Genomic DNA, 15,487 nt, shown 5'->3' with positions numbered 1-15,487 from the left:
GCTGCGGCCCGGTGCGCCGCCGGTAGCATGACGACCTGGGTGACCCTCCACCCGCTTCGCACTCCCGAGGGACCGGACCGCTTCGGCGGCCACGGCCGACTGCCATCCGGCGCAGGGGAGATGGGCGAAGCGCGTGTCTACACCGCTGAGCGCGGACAGGTTCCTGTCCGTACTGAAGGGCGCCGGGCTCGGCGTGGTCGAGCACGGGAAGTGGCGCACCCACAACCGCAACACGCACGGCAACTGGGGCCCCGCGAACGGGATCATGATCCACCACACGGGGCCGTACAGCTCCGAGAAGGACATGGTGGAGCTGTGCCGGACCGGGTATCAGGACTTGCCCGGCCCGCTCTGCCACGGCGTGATCGACCGGTCCGGCACCATCCACCTCGTCGGATACGGGCGTTGTAACCACGCCGGCATGGGGGACACCGACGTCCTGCTCGCGGTCATCGCGGAGAAGAAGACCCTCCCGCGCGACAACGAAGCCGATACGGACGGGAATCGCCACTTCTACGGCTTCGAGTGCATCAACACCGGGGGCCAGCCGTGGCCGTCGGCACAGCTGGACGCGATGGCGCGGGCAGCGGCGGCGATCTGCCGCGCGCACGGCTGGAACCAGCACAGCGTGATCGGCCACAAGGAATGGCAACCCGGAAAGCCGGACCCGGGCGGCATCGACATGGACGACTTCCGCGCCCGCGTCGCCCGCCACCTCAAGGACGACGGGAAGCCGAAGCCCGATCCCAAGCCTGACCCGAAGCCGAAGCCGAAGCCGAAGCCGAAGCCGGACCCCAAGCCTGATCCGAAGCCCAAGCCGACGCCGAAGTACGCGGCGTACCCGGGCAAGGAGTTCTTCCGCGAGGGCCGGTCCTCCCCGGTGATCGCCGCGATGGCGAAACGGCTGGTCGCGGAGGGCTGCGACTCCTACGACTCCCCGCCGGGCCAGGTGTGGAACGAGGCGCACCGACGCTCGTACGCCGCCTACCAGATCAAGCGCGGCCACCACGGCGCCGACGCCGACGGCATCCCCGGCCCCGAGACCTGGGCGGACCTGCGCGTCCCGCACCAGGCCGGGGCTCCCGAACAGAATCCGACCACCCCGAACCAGGAGCACGACCCCATGCCGCAGGCCCTCGCCGACGTCGCGGAGCGCACCGTCGCCACCTACCTCCAGTCCCTCCTGGGCCTGATGGCCGCCTCCAGCACGACGGACATGGTGTCCCTCTCGGCGTGGCAGGCCGCAGCGGTCTCCGCGATACCCGCCGCGCTCAGCGCGCTGAAGTCCACGCTCGGCACGGTCCTCGGCAGGCCCGGCACGGCGTCGTGGCTGACGCTCAACCGCGACCCCGCCACGCCGAAGCACTGACGCCCCGGTGAGCAGAGAGGAGGACCTCGTGCCCGAGGGACAAGTCGCTCTCGCCCTGGCCGAACTCCGTTCGGCGCTGGAGGTCGGCTTCGCGCGGATGGACGGCCAGCTCGCGCTCCTCGTCCAGAGAAGTGACCAGACCGACAAGGCTCTGGAGGAGCTGGAGGCGCGGGTCGCGGCGCTGGAGAAGACCAGGTGGCCGCTGCCGACCGTCGCCGTCCTGGCGAGCATCACGGCGGTGGTGCTCACCGTCGTCAGCCTGATCCGTACGTGATCCGACGGATCGGTTGTCCAGAGCCCGTGTCCGACACGGTTCGTAGGGTGAGGCGAACTGTTTCTGCGGCCTGGGGGTCTTGATGGATACGACGTACCTGCACGTCTCCGACTTGGAGGTGGACACCGCGCTGGCGGACTCGACGGTCCCGCTCGCCATCCGCGCGGTGTGGCAGCTTCTGTGGGAGTCGGAAGTCCGACCCGACGAGGTCCTGGCACTCGACGTGCCGGACGCCGAGCTGGACGACCGGCTCATCGTCATCCGGCACTCGACGGAAGGCGACCTCTTCGAGACCGGGATCACCGCGGCGGCAGCCGGCGTGCTGCGCGAGCTGATCGGGACGCGCACCGAGGGGCCCCTGTTCACCGTGCAGGGTCACCGGCTGACCAGGGCCGAGGTGGCGGAGGCGTACCGTGCGGCCACCGGCGGGCGCACCCTCCACGCTCTGCGGTTCACCCGACAGCTCAAGGAGCGGGACCGAGCCCGGCGCAGCACCACCGCCAGGCAGACGGAGGAGAAGACCGCGTAGTGCGCGGCAACGCACACGGCCCCCGCCGAAGCGGGGGCCGTTGGTCCTCTTGGAAAGACCGCGGCCACCATAGCAGCGACCGCCGCCCCGCACGCGGGCGCCCACGTACGGCTACGCTTCCCCCGGCATCCAGGACGGCACAGCGGAGGACGGGATGAGTCGGCGCAAGCCGTATCTGGTCGGGCACCAGGAGTTCGCCAGGCTGTACCGCGTCGATCCGAAGCAGGTCGCGCAGTGGCTCTCCCCGAGCCGCGGCAGCGTGCTCGACCCGTCGACCGCCGTCGTCATCAGCGGCGTACGGTACTGGCCGCTCGGGTTCGCGGCCGGCTGGGGTGCGACGACCGCACGCTTCCGACAGGTCGATCACGACGCGAAGGCGCGGATCATCGCGGAGCAGGGCGAAGGGTGGGAGCCGCGCACCGCCGCCGAGCTGCCGCCGATCGTCGGCCAGCACGAGATCATCCAGATCTTCGGCCTGCCCGCGCAGGGGACTCTGGCCACGACGATCGGGAGCGGGCGCTTCCCCGAGCACGACTGGCTGCTGTCCGGTTCGATGCTCTGGATGCTGGACACCGTCCTCGACGCCGCCCAGATGCTGCGCGAGACCGCGCGGAGCCTGCCGTGGGACGTGAACGAGGCCGTGGTCACCGCCCTGCGCAATGGCACCTACGACGGTCCGGGCAGCCAGGTTCTCACCCGCGGCCGCCACGCCCGGAAGGGCTCCTGACCTGCGCAAACACTGTACTTTGTCCCGAATTGCCAATAAGATATATGTAATCCCCATCACGGGGCGGCAGTTTGAAGGAGGCAGTAGTGCAGTTCATCGTGACGCCCGGCGGCGACGAGATTGCGATCATGAAGGCGAGTGAGGTCCTGGTCCTGGAGGGCGCCCTCGTGCTGTACGTCGCGAAGAATCCGGACTCCAACCTTGCGGTCCGGTCGCTGCGTGAGATCTCGACGGCCAACGAGTCCCGCGAGGCTCGCATGGAGGCGGAGGCTGAGCGGGCCTGCGCCTGAACGGAGTTGAGGGCGTGAAGTCGCGCTCAGTCTCGGCGGGGTTGATCATCTGATCGCCAGCCCGCAAGATAGGTGACATTCTTGAAGTCGGTCACCATCAGGGGGTTGGCGTGGCATCCGTCCAAGACGAGCTTCCGGGTCTGGTCATCCACACCGTGCGGCAGCCGGAAGGCCAGCCCGCCTCGATACAGGCCCAGTTCGAGACGTTCCACCAGCTCAACCCCTGGGTTCTCCGGGCCCTGGAGACCCTGACCGCCGACTACCTCAAGCGCGGTGCACGCCGCGTCGGCATCGGGATGCTCTTCGAGGTCCTGCGCTGGCGCTACGTCACGGCGACCGAGGGCGACGAGTTCCGCCTCAACAACAACTACCGCAGCCGGTACGTCCGGCTGCTCATCGAGCGCCACCCCGAGTGGGCTCGCGCATTCGAGGTCCGCAGCCTGCGGACCGACTGACCTCTTGGAGAAGACGTGACCGACGAACCACCTGCCGAGCCCGCCGCCGTGGAGGGCACGGTGGTCGACAAGGCCCCGGCCGCCAGCACGGTTGTCCGGCCCAGCGCCATCGTCCTGCGCGCCGACCAGGACGAGTTCGACCACAAGCAGCTCTCGACGCTGGCCCTGATCAGCCCCGGCCTGGCCGCCGCCCCGCGCGGCCACCTGGCAATGTTCTTCCACTACTGCGTGCGGACCGGCCTCGACCCGTTCGCGCGGCAGATCTACATGATCGGCCGTACCAACTGGAAGGCGGCCGACAACCCCGACGAGCCCGAGAAGACCTGGACCATCCAGACCGGCATCGACGGCTTCCGTACCGTCGCCCACCGGGCGGCGGCGAATGCCGGAGAGTCCATCTCCTACGAGGACACCGTCTACTACGACTCCGAGGGCAACGCCCACGACGTCTGGCTGTCCAAGGCGTACCCGTCGGCGGTCAAGGTCACCGTGCTCCGGGGAACCAGCCGGTTCCCCATGATCGCCCGGTGGGACGAGTTCGCGCCGACGTACTACGACCGCAAGCAGGGCGCGTACGTCGTCGCGAAGATGTGGCAGCAGATGCCTGCCCACATGCTGCGTAAGTGCGCCGAGGCCGGCTCGCTGCGCATGGCGGCCCCGCAGGACCTGTCCGGCGTGTACGTGGACGAGGAGATGGAGCGGGCCGACGCCGAAGCCGTCGTGCGCGAGGCGGAAGAGGCGACGCGGCGGCTGCGCGCCGCCGCAGGGCTGGAAGCGGGCGACGACTCGGGCGACGGCGCGAAGGCCGAGACCGCGAAGGCTCCGGCCGCAGGCGACGAGGACGCGGATACGCCGAAGCCCCCGGCGCGCAAGCGGGCGCGCTCCGAGAAGAAGCCGAACCCTCCGGCAGAGCCGGACGTCGGCGACTCCGACGAGGCTCCGGCTCCGGCGAAGCGGAAGCCGCGCAAGAAGGCCGAGCCCGGCCGCGCCGCCTCCTGACCTGACGACACCGGGTGCCGCCCGTCGTCGGGCGGCACCCCCATCCTCTTGGAGAACACCATGACCACCCTGGCCATCGCGCCGGAGCGGCCGGTCAGCCTGTGGCCCGCCGCGCACGCGGCGGACTCGCGCCGTCCACGCTCTCAGCAGACCAAGCTCGGCGCCAGCGACACCGTGTGCGCCCGCCGGGCCGGATACCTCCTGCACGGCCGCACTCCCACCGACGTCGGCGAGAAGCGCAAGGCGATCCTCGGGACCTGGCTGCACGCCGGGATACTCGAGGCCGCCCGCGAGGAGTACGGATGGCTCGTCGAACGCCGCGTCGAGGACAAGACCGTCCGGGGTCACATCGACGCCGTCCAGCTCGACGCCACGACCGCGGCCCGGCTCCCGAAGCGGCTGCGCCCCGTGCTCCCGGCCGAGGAGACGACCGTCGAGGACGTGAAGACCAAGAGCACCTACCAATGGGACAACGTCCTGCGGTACGGCGCGAGCGAGGCCGAGCTGCGGCAGGTGTACCTGTACGCCGACCTGCTCGGCAGCGAGGGCTTCGCCAGCGTCCGGGGACAGCGCCAGCTCGCCTACCTCGGGCCCCTGCCCGTGGCGCGCATCCGGTTCCGGTTCATCAACCGCGACAACGGCGACGACTACGTCCAGGAGATCGCCTACGACGCCGACCGTGCACGCCGAGCCCGCTGGTGGGTCCAGCAGGTGCGCTCCGCCGATTCCCCGGAGGAGCTGCCGCGCACGTTCCAGGGGCCGGGCATCTCCGCGATCTGCGATCACTGCCCGTTCCGCACCGCGTGCTGGGGGCCGCTCGTCGCCGGGCGCTCGCCGCAGAGCCAGCTCATCCACGACGACGCCGAGCGCGCCGAGGCGCTGGCCGAGTACGCCGAGGTTTCCGAGCAGATCAAGCCGCTCAAGGAGAAGCAGAAGTTCCTGCGCGCCAAGCTCGACGGCTCCGAGCCGGGCGTCTACGGCGACAACGCGTTGAAGTGGAGCGGCGGCAACCCGACCAAGGTCGATGACGTCGAGGCGATGGTCTCGCTGTACCGCCGTGCCGGACTGGAGGTCCCGATGGCGCCGGACGTGACGGCCATGAAGGCGACGCTCAAGGAAGTCGGCGTCCCCGTGCCGACACGCCTCGACCACGACCGGCGAACCGCGGTGAGCATCAACGTCACCGCCAGCAAGAAGTCCTGAGACGCCAGTCGGGGGGGGGGGGGCCCCCCGGGGCCCCCCCCCCCCCCCCCCCCCCCCCCCCCGGCCCCCCCCCCCCGGGGGGGCGCCCCCCCCCCGCCCCCCCCCCCCCCCCCCCCCCCCCCCCCCGCCCCCCCCCCCCCCCCCCCCCCCCGGCCTCCCGGGGTCTACAACCCCCGCGGCGCCCGCGGGTGGGGGGCGCGCGGCGGGGGGGGGGGGGCGGCCCGCCGGCCCCCCCCCCACGCCTCCAGACGGCACGAGCAGGACGCGACACGGAGAGGTGCCGGTGAGCATCCAACTGATGGTTGTGGCCGCCTACCTGCCGAAGGAGGTGATCAACCAGACGCAGAAGGCGGTCCTGATGAAGATCGCGGACTCAGCCGACGACCAGACCCGGCTCGCTCGGCCGGGTCTGGAGCGGATGATGGCCTGGGCCGGCGTCGGGGAGAAGACCGTCGTCACGGTGGTCACGCAGCTCGTCGGCCTCGGCCTGGTCGAGCGGGTCACGGTCGGCCGGGTCGGCCTGCGTGCCGAGTACAGGGTCTTCCCGTACGGCGTGCCGCCCATCCCGTCCACGGAGGAGCTGATCGAGCGTCGGCGTGCGCAGCAGCGTGCTCCGAAGAACCCTCGACTGGCGAGGAAGGCCCCGCGCCGAAAGCCGTCGGCGGCTGCCCGTACACAGCAGGACGTCGCCGCGCGGGAAGAGGCGCGGGCCGCTGCCGAGGCCGCTGTCGAACCAGGGTTGCCCCAGGGGAACCCTGAATCGGGTCAGGGCAGGGTTGCCGTGGGGGAACCCAGTGGGTTGCCGCAGGGAAACCGGGCGGGTTCCCCTGGGGAAACCCCTTCTCTTCCACCTTCTTCCTCTTCTCTTCCTAACCCCCCTACCCCCACGGCTGACGCCGCAGGGGAGCCGGGGGCGGGGCAGAGAGCGCAGCAGCGGACCGGCTGCCCGAAGCACGAGCAGCCGGTGGCGAACTGCCGGGGCTGCGGCACCAACCCGCGTGCCGGGCGCGAGGAGGCACGGCGTGAGGAAGCAGACCGGACCCATCGCGGGCAGCAGGAGTGGCTACGGGAGTTCTTCGCCGAGCAGGAGCGCCGGGTGGCCGGGACAGACCCCGCAGCCGTGGAGGAGGCCCGCCAGCGGGTGCGCGCACTCAGCCGGATGGGGCGCGAGAAGTTCCACAACTCCCGCAGATAGCAGGGGCGTTCGCAAGATCACCAACATTGACGCCCCGGTGTACGCCATTAAGATATAAGCATGAGTTCGGAACTGGCCGAACTCACCGACCTCTTGGAGACCGACTTGACCTCATCAGCACTCGCCCCCGCCCCCGACGCCTATCTCGTCGTCGCGGAAGTGATCCACGGCCCCCACCTTCCTCCGCGACTCGGTGACGGCCTCTACTGCTCCGCCGAGTGCGCCGAGCACGGCGTCCGCGAACTCGTCGCCGAGCTGGCCAAGCAGGAGGGCGGCAGCGGCTTCGTCCTGCCCCACGAGGGCCGCATGATCGGCTGCGCCGTCACGCGCGGCGGCCGCATGTGGTCGGTGCAGATCCTCGCCCGGAGTGAACTGCCCGCCGTCTGAATCCCGCTTCACCTCAGATAGGTGACATTTCTAAACGGCGGGCGCTCATTCTGTGCGCCCGCCGTGCACACCCTCTTGGAGACCAGAATCATGACCACCACCATCGCGGCCCTGCCCGATCACAACCGCCTCAACGACCCTCTGTGGCAGCGGCTGTTCCACAACTACGGCCACGTCATCACGCCGCTGCGCTACGCGGGCTGGGTCACCGACGTGGAGACCTGCGGCGGCGAGTTCACCGTGCGCGCCGACCTGCGGGACGGCACGGAGGTGATCATCGCCTCGGAGCACAGCCTGCCCGTCGACGCGACCGAGGTGACCGGCTGGACCGCCGTCCGCCAAGGCGTGGAGGACCCCAGCACGCACACCGTCCTGTACGACTCCACCCCGAACGGCCCGCAGCGCCACCACGGCACCAGCCTCATCCCGCTCATGGCGCGCATCGACGGTCTCGACGTTCCCGGCCGGGCACCCCGGCTGATCGTGTCAGCCACGCACACGGCTCCGTACGGCGCGAACCACAACCAGACGGCCGGGATCGAGGAACCGGCCACCGCCGTCGCCCGCTTCGCGGAGTGGTCGTGGCGGCTCACCGGCCACGAGGGCTACCGCCGCGTGTGGCAGCGGCCCGAGCGCGAGGGCTACCCGATGGCGCTGTTCGAGAACGCCGGGCACATCGCCACCGTCCGCGTCACCCGCAGCAATGACTGACCGGCCGCGCCGCGCACCGCGCCCCACCGGGGGCGCGGACCGGTGATCTGGCTGCTGACCGTGTGCGCCCTCGGACTGCTGGGGTTCACCGCCCTCGGCATCGAGGACAGCCGCCACCACCGCGCGTTACGCGCCACCGACCAGTCCTGACTCACGGCCGCCCGGCCCGCGCACCGGGCCGGGCGGCCCCTCCCACCTCTTGGAGATCACCACCGTGCCCCGATCCATCCACCTGCTCTGCGGAGCGGGCGGAGACGCCACCGGCCTGTGGGAAGCCGGTTTCGACCCCATCCTCGGCATCAACCACTGGCAGACCTCCGTCGACACCTTCGGGCTCAACCACCCGACCGCAGAGGCGCGTTGCGCCGACATCCAGAACTACCCCATGCGCTGGCTCCCGAGGGCGTTGGTGCTGTGGGCCTCGGTCATCTGTACCGAGATCAGCCCCGCCGGCGGCCGCAAGCGTCCCGACCCGGTGCAGGACGCCCTGTTCGAGGAAGAGGAGCAGTGGCGCGAACTGCCTCCGGAAGCCTTCGAGATGACCCGCGTGACCGCCTGGTGCGTGCTGCGCGCTGCCGAGGCGAAACGGTTCCCCGCCGTCGTCGTGGAGAACGTCCTTGAGTTCGTCACCGACTGGCTGCTGTTCCCCGTGTGGATCGACGGTATGAAGAAGCTCGGCTACCGCGTCCAGATCGTCTCCGTCTCCTCCGCGCACATCGGCTCGGAGACCAACCCGCACGCCCCGCAGTGGCGTGACCGCGTGTACCTGGTCTTCACCCTCACCGGGGTTCGTCGCCCCGATCTCGCGCCGCGTCCGCTGGCGCACTGTTTCGCGTGCGGGCGGGACGTCAAGGCTCGACAGAGCTGGCGAGACCCGCAGGTGAAGGTGGGCAAGTACGGCGTCCAGTACGACTACCGGTGCCCGAACACCCGCTGCGGCCGCGCGCTGGTGGAGCCGTACGTCCGGCCTGCCTCCGACGTGATCATGTGGGACGACATCGGCCAGCGGATCGGGGACCGGGCCAAGCCGCTGGTGCCCAACACCATGAAGAGGATCGCGGCCGGGCTGGAGAAGTTCCCGTACGACCCGTCCGTGGTCACGCTGACGCATGGCAAGGACGGCACTGCCCGCGCCTTCGACCCGCACACCCGGCCGCTACCGACTCGTACGTCCAAGCTCGGTGAAGCCCTGCTGGTGCCGGTCGGCGGCTCGTGGAACGACACCGCGTCCTCGGCCGCCGAGCCGATGCGCACTCGCACCACCCGCGAGAGCGAAGCCCTCGTCACCGTGGACCCGTTCATCGTGGAGTTCCGCAACAACTGCGATGCGGCGTCCATCGACGCGCCGCTGAGCACCATTGCCACGGCCCGCCATCACGGCCTGGTCGTACCCGACGGCGACGTGCGCACCCGGGCCCGCAACACGCTGGTGATCCCGTACCGCAAGGCCGCGCCGAAGACGGCGGGGGAGCCCCTGCACACCCTGGCCACCCGCGACTCGGCCGCCGTCGTACGGAGCGCGCCCGCCATCGAGGACTGCTACTTCCGGATGCTCCAGCCCCGCGAGCAGCTTTCGGCCCAGCGGTTCCCCGGGACGTACGAGGTCGTCGGCTCCAAGGCCGCCCAGACCAAGCAGGCCGGCAACGCCGTCAGCGTCAACGTCGCGCGCTGGATCGGTGAACGCCTCAAGGCCGTCCTCGCCTGAACCCACCCACAGAAGAAGGGACACCCCTGCCATGACACCGGCAGCACACGACCAGTTGGCCATCCTCGCCGGACAGCGCGAGGAACTACATTCCGAGCGCCTGCGTACCGAGAAGGCGTACTGCCTCGCGGTGCTCGACCACATCACCGCGAAGATCCGCGCCGCCTGCCCTGAGGCGGTCTACGTGACATTCGCCTTCTACGGCTCCCGCACCCTCGACCTGCACGGCGTCCTGGGCGCAGAGCCCAGCCCGCTCAGCGCCTGCCCCTGGCTGTGGGACAACCGCGAAGGCGAGGAGGAGCACCCGCTCGACCACATCGCGGACGAGATCGAGTCCGACGTACAGACCGCCCTTGCCCCGCACTGCTCTCCGGCGTGGGCGTCCGTGCACCGCAACACCGCCTCCGACGGCAACTCGTGGTTGCTGGAGCTGCCTCCGGCGGACCGGGCCGCCCGCGTGGCCGAGCTGGTCCGCGAGTACCACCCGGAGGCGACCGCGCTCGTCGTGGACGGTCGCGCGGCCGGTCGGGTCATCGAGGTTTTCCACGGCGTCGACGACGACGGCGGCCCGGCGCGCACACCGCGCCCGCGGTGGTCGGCCGACTGCGACACGGCCATCGCCGGGCTGCTCGCCCAGGTGCTCGCCCTGCCCGCTCTGGCCGACCGGCACCTGATGCCGCTGCCCGGCGACTACGCCCACCCGTTCGGCATCAGCACCAGCGATCAGGTGTACCTGATGCCGCTGCCGCCGACCGCCTGAGCGCCGGGAGGAGGAGCAGATGAGCGGCAACGGGTGGGTCAGTGAGGCCCCCTGCGCCGGGGACTTCCGCTTCACGCCCGAGGAGACGACGGCCGAAGCCCCCACGGAGCCGCTGGTCGCCCTCCTCACCGTCTGCCGGGACTGCCCGTTCCGCGCGCAGTGCATCGACCTGGTTCTGCCGAACGCGAGCCTGTTCGACGGCATATGCGGCGGACGCCTCTGGCGCGACGGGCAGGTCCTGGCGACCTGCGACGACGCGCAGCCCGCCGAGCTGCGCGAGCGGGGGCGGCGCCCGATCACCCACGGCACCGAAGCCGGGGCCCGCGCCCACAACCGGCGCGGGGAGCGCGCCTGCTCCCTGTGCCGGGAAGCCGGACGGCTCGCCCAGCAGGCCCGCCGGGCCCGCAAGCGCGCCACCGGAACCTGATCACCACCCCTACAACTCCTGCGGAGACAAAGAATGTTCACCATCAAGGCCCGCGACCTGGCGGCCATCCTCGACCGCGTCGCCCCGCACCGCTTCCGGACGGACGACGACACCCACGACCTCGACACCCTGGTCCTCGACTGCACCCCCGGCCACCTGCACGCTGTGGGATGCGGTGAACGGACCCTCGCCGTCGCCCGCACCGCCGTCACGGGCGACGCGTGGACGGCCCCCGTCGGCTACGACGACGCCGCCGCGCTCCGCGCCTGGCTGGAGTCCTCCGACCACATCACCGTCGAGCACATCACCAGCGGCGGCCACCAGAAGCTCCGCTTCAGCGAAGGCGTGGCTGAGATCACCGTGCCCGCCGCCTGCCACTCCAGCCGCCTTCCCTGGCGCGCCCTGCTGCGCCTCGCGCTCGGTGCCCGCAACCACCCCTTGGCCGTCGGCCGCCCGGTGCAGATGACCGCCGACGACCTCGCGCTGTGGGGGAACGCCGGCGCGGGCGGCGAGGCGATCGAGTTCCGCTCCCTGGGCCCGGTGGGCACGGTGGTGACGGCCGGAGACGACTTCCTCGGCCTCCAGGCTCCCCACACCTGGGACGGTCCGACGCCCGGCGCGGGCTGGTCCTCCTCGCTGCGCACCCGCCTGTTCCTGTTCGCCGGGGCCTTCCTCGAGGTGGGGGCGCGGTACGCGGACCACACCGGAACGGCCTGGGTGGTGCCCGCCCGTCCCGCCCCCGGCGAGGAGCTGATGCTCGTCTCCGCCGACTGCGCGGCCGTCGCCGTGCCGATCTCCCAGGTGCTCGTGGGCGGAAACCTGCTGATCCGGCTCCCCGACTGACCAAAGGTAGATGACATTTATGCAAACCGTAGAGCAACCTCATGCTGCGGTGTGCGACCACGACGAGGACCTCGGGTTCGGGCTCAGCCCCCTGCCCGCCGCGTGGCGCGCCCGCTCCTCAACTCCTGCGGCACAGCGAGAGATCCGAGAGGAATGCCCAGTGAACAAGGCCCAGCTCATCAATGCCGTCACGGACAGGATCGGCAGCCGAGCGGAGGCGACGGTCGCCGTGGAAAGCGTGCTCGACGCCGTGGTGCGCTCCGTAGCCCGCGGTGAAGCCGTCTCCGTCACCGGTTTCGGGACGCTCCTGCCCAAGGCCCTGCCCGGCCGCACCGCCCGCAACCCGCGTACCGGGAGCGAGATGACTGTGGCTCCGACCCGCGTCGTGAGGTTCCGGCCCGGCACTCGGTTCCAGGACCTCGTGGCGGGCCGCCGACAGATGCCCGAATCCGGCAACTGCATTCAGAAGGACCCGAAGACGCCCGCCTCCAGCACCGCCCGCCCGTAACGCCCGCACACCAGGGGCCGCCCGGCGCACGCTGGGCGGCCCCGCCCAAGGAGCACGACAGATGAACGACCTTTCTGTGGGCGTCGAGATCGACGCCACCGCGAAATGGCTGGAAGCCCGCGGCATAACCGGCGCGGCGAACCTGCTGCGGCGCGTCGCCCGGCAGCGGGACCAAGCCGTGCAGCGGCTCGGCCTGCGTCCGGGCACATCCGCACCGGAGGCGAACGGTCCCGAGCACGCGGCCGTGCGCGACCTGGACGCCGCCGCCGAAGCGGCGACGCTGCGCACGGACATCGCCCGCCTCCAGTCCCTGGCGGAGCGTGCCGGATGGGTGGCGGACCCGACCGCGAAGCGCATGTTGCGCTGGCGCGACGGCTGGTGGGAGCTGGGGCACCGCCGCCGCAATCCGAGGGACGGTTACCACGACACCGGCTGGTACCTGTGGGGGCCGGTCGGCAGTTACGACGGCGAGTGGATCGACCGCCACAAGGGGACGGCCGTCGAGGAGGCCGAGCGGCTGATCACCCGGCACCGCGCCGCGAATCGCGGGGACGCCGAGTGAACGCCCAGATCGAACTGCTTAGCGCCCGCTCCGTGCTCGGTGCCGAACCCCTTCCCGACCTCGCGTCCGCCGACCGCCTGATCTTCAGCAACAGCGGCGGCAAGGACAGCATCGTCGCGATGGACGAGGGGGTGCGCCGGGCCGACGAGGCCGGGGTCCGCGACCGCATCGTCGTTCTGCACATCGACCTCGGCCGCACTCCGCGCGGGCACAGCGTGGAGTGGCCGGGCACCGTGGACCTGGCGCGCCGCCAAGCGGCCCACTACGGGCTGCCGTTCGAGGTCCGCCGCATGACGAAGTGGCCGTCGCTGGTCCACCGCATCCGGGCCCGCGGGCAGTTCCCGCACCTCATGACCCGGTTCTGCACGTCGGAGAAGCGAGGGGTGGCCCGCCGGTTCATGACCGAGCAGGTGAAGGACCTCGGCCCCCTGGGCCGCCCGGCGCGGATCGTGCACGTCATGGGCTTCCGTGGACAGGAGTCCCGCGCTCGCGCCCGGCGGCCCGCCGTTGAGGTCGACCGCCGGGCCAGCAACGGTCGGCGCACGGTGACCCAGTGGTACCCGGTGCTGCGCTGGAGCGAAGCCGAGGTGTGGCAGCGCATCCGGGAGAACGGGCTGCCGTACCACTGGGCGTACGACGCCGGCATGTCGCGGCTCTCGTGCAGCCTGTGCGTCCTGGCCTCCGTCCCCGACCTGGAGTGCGCGGCCCGGCTCCGGCCCGAGCTGGCCCGTGAGTACGCCGATCTGGAGAAGGAGATGGGCGTTCCGTTCCGCCGGGAGCTGTCGATGGCGGAGGTCATCCGGCGCGCGGGAGGCTCCGCGTGACCGCCGAACTCCAGAGCGCCCCGGTGACCCTTCCCAGTGTCCAGGAGAAGGGGGAGTGGCAGCCGCGCGTCGTCGGCCTCGACCTGTCGCTCACCTCGACCGGCGTCGCCGGTACGAACTGGGCGTACGCCTACCGGCCCGGACGCCGCCGCAGCCACGAGCGGCTGGACTGGCTGGTGGCGGCCATCGCGCTCAGCGTGAAGGACGGCGCGGACCTGGTGGTGGTCGAGGGCGCCGCGTACGCGCAGGGCGGGCAGGCTGGGCACCACGAGCTGGCCGGGCTGTGGTGGCTGGTCACCCAGTACCTGTGGCGCAACCGCATCCCGTACGCCGTCGTCACGCCGCACGGCCGCACGATCTACGCGACCGGCCGGGCGAACCCCGCGCAGGAGTGGCCGCGCAAGGACCGCTCTCGCGTCGCGAAGGGCATGGTGCGCTCGGTGGCGGTCGAGCGGTACGGCGTCGAGTGCGAAGGGCCGGGCCGGTACGACCAGGCCGACGCGACGATCCTCGCGGCGATGGGCCTGGACTGGCTGGGCTACCCGACCGTGCCGGTGCCCGACTCGCACCGCCGCGCGTTGGAGGCCGTCCGTTGGCCGGATCTCATTCCCCCGGCTGCGAATTAAAGGGAATTGAATTGCGGGAAATCAATTCGCATTCCGTCGGCCATACCTTGCTTCTGGGGTATTTGCCATTAAGATATAAGTAAGGAATTCGGGAAATGCCCGAACCCAGAAGGGAGTTGGAGTGAAGCCCCACCAGCACCACGGATGCGGCTGCGAGTGCAACAACGGCGGCTTCTGCGGAGGCTGCGGCCACGCCGGATGCGGCGGCCGACGCTAACCACCACCCCGAACACACCCCGCGCCCCCGGCCAACCGCCGGGGGCGCACCCATACGCGAAAGCGTCCTCTTGGAGACCCAGATGAACACCTACTCCACCGGAGTCCTCGAACTCGCCAAACAGATCGGACTCGAACCCGAACACGTCGCGGAGGGCCTGCGCCTGGCGTGCCGCTCCTTCAACCACATCCAGGCCAACACCGGCATGACCATCGAGCAGTTCCGCCGCGTCTTCACCCACAACCGGCACTCCATCGCCATCGTCGCCAACATCGCGATGCGCCGAGCCGGCCGCCGCGACGACGCCCTGCTCCTCATGGACATCTACAAGGCCAGCGTCGGCATCGCCCCGTACCTGCCGCCCATCCACACCGGGATCGGCACGCTGCCCGAGTACCACGACCACCCGCAGGTCCGGGACGCCATCCGCATCCTGACCGCCGCCGGGCTCCCGCCCATCCACACCGACGGTGTCCACGAACTCCACCCCGGCTTCCAGGTCCTGCCGGACACCACCGGCCACCTGCCCGGCTTCCTGTTCATCGCGCCCGACCCCGGAGCCAAGGGCCGGACCGGATTCGCGGGCGGCGACCTCGGCTACCTCGCCGTCATGCGCTGGGCCGGGTGGGGCGTCATCACCGAACGCCTCCCCGGCGGCCTGTACGCCGTCTGCCACCCCAGCCACCGCGACAACCCGTTCCCCGCCGCCCCCACCTCCTGACCCCGCCCGTGCCCGGCCGCTCGCGCGGCCGGGCACGGCCCCACCAGAAAGGCGCCACCCACATGAAGCTCCCCCTAGACGACCTCACGCTCGCGTCCTGGTACACCCTCCACCGCCACACCGACAAACACACCCCCCCGACCCACGAACACAAC

The 15,487-nt window shown here is 71.0% G+C and carries 19 protein-coding genes and 1 pseudogene; all 20 read left to right on the top strand.

Annotation, left to right across the window (positions count from 1 at the left end):
* Nucleotides 1-133: 133 nt before the first annotated feature.
* A pseudogene (locus tag ACFYMP_RS14595) lies at nt 134-1,072 on the top strand (peptidoglycan-binding protein); the annotation flags it as partial.
* A gap of 325 nt (nt 1,073-1,397) precedes the next feature.
* Nucleotides 1,398-1,643 (top strand): hypothetical protein, encoded by a 246-nt coding sequence (locus ACFYMP_RS14590; protein WP_093542849.1) that lies wholly within the window; start codon nt 1,398-1,400, stop codon nt 1,641-1,643.
* Nucleotides 1,644-1,725: 82 nt separating this feature from the next.
* Nucleotides 1,726-2,172 (top strand): hypothetical protein, encoded by a 447-nt coding sequence (locus ACFYMP_RS14585; RefSeq protein WP_387551816.1) that lies wholly within the window; start codon nt 1,726-1,728, stop codon nt 2,170-2,172.
* A 154-nt stretch (nt 2,173-2,326) separates the two neighbouring features.
* A complete protein-coding gene (locus ACFYMP_RS14580) occupies nt 2,327-2,899 on the top strand; it encodes a hypothetical protein (RefSeq protein ID WP_093542853.1) in 573 nt (190 codons plus the stop codon).
* An 86-nt stretch (nt 2,900-2,985) separates the two neighbouring features.
* Nucleotides 2,986-3,189 carry a hypothetical protein gene (locus ACFYMP_RS14575; RefSeq protein WP_093542855.1) on the top strand — a complete coding sequence of 68 codons (204 nt, stop codon included), beginning with the start codon at nt 2,986-2,988 and terminating at the stop codon, nt 3,187-3,189.
* A 110-nt stretch (nt 3,190-3,299) separates the two neighbouring features.
* Entirely contained in the window at nt 3,300-3,644 is a 345-nt protein-coding gene (locus ACFYMP_RS14570) for a hypothetical protein (RefSeq protein WP_093542857.1), read from the top strand.
* 15 nt (nt 3,645-3,659) lie between these two features.
* Nucleotides 3,660-4,643, top strand: a complete 984-nt coding sequence (locus ACFYMP_RS14565; RefSeq protein ID WP_388856093.1) for a recombinase RecT — start codon at nt 3,660-3,662, stop codon at nt 4,641-4,643.
* A gap of 60 nt (nt 4,644-4,703) precedes the next feature.
* The gene (locus ACFYMP_RS14560) at nt 4,704-5,846 is read left to right on the top strand and encodes a PD-(D/E)XK nuclease family protein (protein ID WP_093542861.1); all 1,143 of its coding nucleotides are present in this window, start codon (nt 4,704-4,706) and stop codon (nt 5,844-5,846) included.
* Between the two features lie 283 nt (nt 5,847-6,129).
* Entirely contained in the window at nt 6,130-7,041 is a 912-nt protein-coding gene (locus ACFYMP_RS14555) for a helix-turn-helix domain-containing protein (protein WP_093542863.1), read from the top strand.
* 60 nt (nt 7,042-7,101) lie between these two features.
* The gene (locus ACFYMP_RS14550) at nt 7,102-7,428 is read left to right on the top strand and encodes a hypothetical protein (RefSeq protein ID WP_093542865.1); all 327 of its coding nucleotides are present in this window, start codon (nt 7,102-7,104) and stop codon (nt 7,426-7,428) included.
* Between the two features lie 90 nt (nt 7,429-7,518).
* Nucleotides 7,519-8,139, top strand: coding sequence for a hypothetical protein (locus ACFYMP_RS14545; RefSeq protein WP_093542867.1), 621 nt, complete (start codon nt 7,519-7,521; stop codon nt 8,137-8,139).
* Nucleotides 8,140-8,353: 214 nt separating this feature from the next.
* Nucleotides 8,354-9,844 carry a DNA cytosine methyltransferase gene (locus ACFYMP_RS14540; RefSeq protein WP_093543364.1) on the top strand — a complete coding sequence of 497 codons (1,491 nt, stop codon included), beginning with the start codon at nt 8,354-8,356 and terminating at the stop codon, nt 9,842-9,844.
* 31 nt (nt 9,845-9,875) lie between these two features.
* Complete coding sequence (locus ACFYMP_RS14535; RefSeq protein WP_093542869.1) at nt 9,876-10,604, top strand: hypothetical protein; 729 nt, start codon at nt 9,876-9,878, stop codon at nt 10,602-10,604.
* A gap of 19 nt (nt 10,605-10,623) precedes the next feature.
* Entirely contained in the window at nt 10,624-11,031 is a 408-nt protein-coding gene (locus tag ACFYMP_RS14530) for a hypothetical protein (RefSeq protein ID WP_388856086.1), read from the top strand.
* A gap of 33 nt (nt 11,032-11,064) precedes the next feature.
* A complete protein-coding gene (locus ACFYMP_RS14525) occupies nt 11,065-11,874 on the top strand; it encodes a hypothetical protein (RefSeq protein WP_093542872.1) in 810 nt (269 codons plus the stop codon).
* A gap of 160 nt (nt 11,875-12,034) precedes the next feature.
* A complete protein-coding gene (locus ACFYMP_RS14520) occupies nt 12,035-12,382 on the top strand; it encodes an HU family DNA-binding protein (RefSeq protein ID WP_161275612.1) in 348 nt (115 codons plus the stop codon).
* A gap of 61 nt (nt 12,383-12,443) precedes the next feature.
* Nucleotides 12,444-12,944: a hypothetical protein gene (locus ACFYMP_RS14515; RefSeq protein WP_237541496.1), complete on the top strand. Its 501-nt coding sequence runs from the start codon at nt 12,444-12,446 to the stop codon at nt 12,942-12,944.
* On the top strand, nt 12,941-13,768 hold the full coding sequence (locus ACFYMP_RS14510; RefSeq protein ID WP_256088742.1) for a phosphoadenosine phosphosulfate reductase family protein: 828 nt from the start codon (nt 12,941-12,943) through the stop codon (nt 13,766-13,768). The genes ACFYMP_RS14515 and ACFYMP_RS14510 overlap by 4 nt, the downstream gene beginning before the upstream one ends.
* A complete protein-coding gene (locus tag ACFYMP_RS14505; protein WP_256088743.1) occupies nt 13,765-14,394 on the top strand; it encodes a hypothetical protein in 630 nt (209 codons plus the stop codon). Before ACFYMP_RS14510 ends, ACFYMP_RS14505 begins: the two co-directional genes overlap by 4 nt.
* Nucleotides 14,395-14,693: 299 nt before the next feature.
* The gene (locus tag ACFYMP_RS14500) at nt 14,694-15,332 is read left to right on the top strand and encodes a hypothetical protein (RefSeq protein WP_093542878.1); all 639 of its coding nucleotides are present in this window, start codon (nt 14,694-14,696) and stop codon (nt 15,330-15,332) included.
* The last annotated feature ends 155 nt before the right edge of the window (nt 15,333-15,487 follow it).

It is taken from the genome of Streptomyces sp. NPDC007088 (genome assembly GCF_042869355.1).
Lineage (GTDB): Bacteria > Actinomycetota > Actinomycetes > Streptomycetales > Streptomycetaceae > Streptomyces.
The sequence above is the reverse complement of the archived record's forward strand: the minus strand, read 5'-3'. Positions and strand labels throughout refer to the sequence as shown.

Excerpts from the sequence above, each read along its gene's own strand:
- ACFYMP_RS14585 (WP_387551816.1), top strand. The coding sequence starts at position 1,726 with ATGGATACGACGTACCTGCACGTCTCCGACTTGGAGGTGGACACCGCG.
- ACFYMP_RS14580 (WP_093542853.1), top strand. The coding sequence starts at position 2,327 with ATGAGTCGGCGCAAGCCGTATCTGGTCGGGCACCAGGAGTTCGCCAGG.
- ACFYMP_RS14560 (WP_093542861.1), top strand. The coding sequence starts at position 4,704 with ATGACCACCCTGGCCATCGCGCCGGAGCGGCCGGTCAGCCTGTGGCCC.
- ACFYMP_RS14550 (WP_093542865.1), top strand. The coding sequence starts at position 7,102 with ATGAGTTCGGAACTGGCCGAACTCACCGACCTCTTGGAGACCGACTTG.
- ACFYMP_RS14545 (WP_093542867.1), top strand. The coding sequence starts at position 7,519 with ATGACCACCACCATCGCGGCCCTGCCCGATCACAACCGCCTCAACGAC.
- ACFYMP_RS14535 (WP_093542869.1), top strand. The coding sequence starts at position 9,876 with ATGACACCGGCAGCACACGACCAGTTGGCCATCCTCGCCGGACAGCGC.
- ACFYMP_RS14530 (WP_388856086.1), top strand. The coding sequence starts at position 10,624 with ATGAGCGGCAACGGGTGGGTCAGTGAGGCCCCCTGCGCCGGGGACTTC.
- ACFYMP_RS14525 (WP_093542872.1), top strand. The coding sequence starts at position 11,065 with ATGTTCACCATCAAGGCCCGCGACCTGGCGGCCATCCTCGACCGCGTC.
- ACFYMP_RS14515 (WP_237541496.1), top strand. The coding sequence starts at position 12,444 with ATGAACGACCTTTCTGTGGGCGTCGAGATCGACGCCACCGCGAAATGG.
- ACFYMP_RS14500 (WP_093542878.1), top strand. The coding sequence starts at position 14,694 with ATGAACACCTACTCCACCGGAGTCCTCGAACTCGCCAAACAGATCGGA.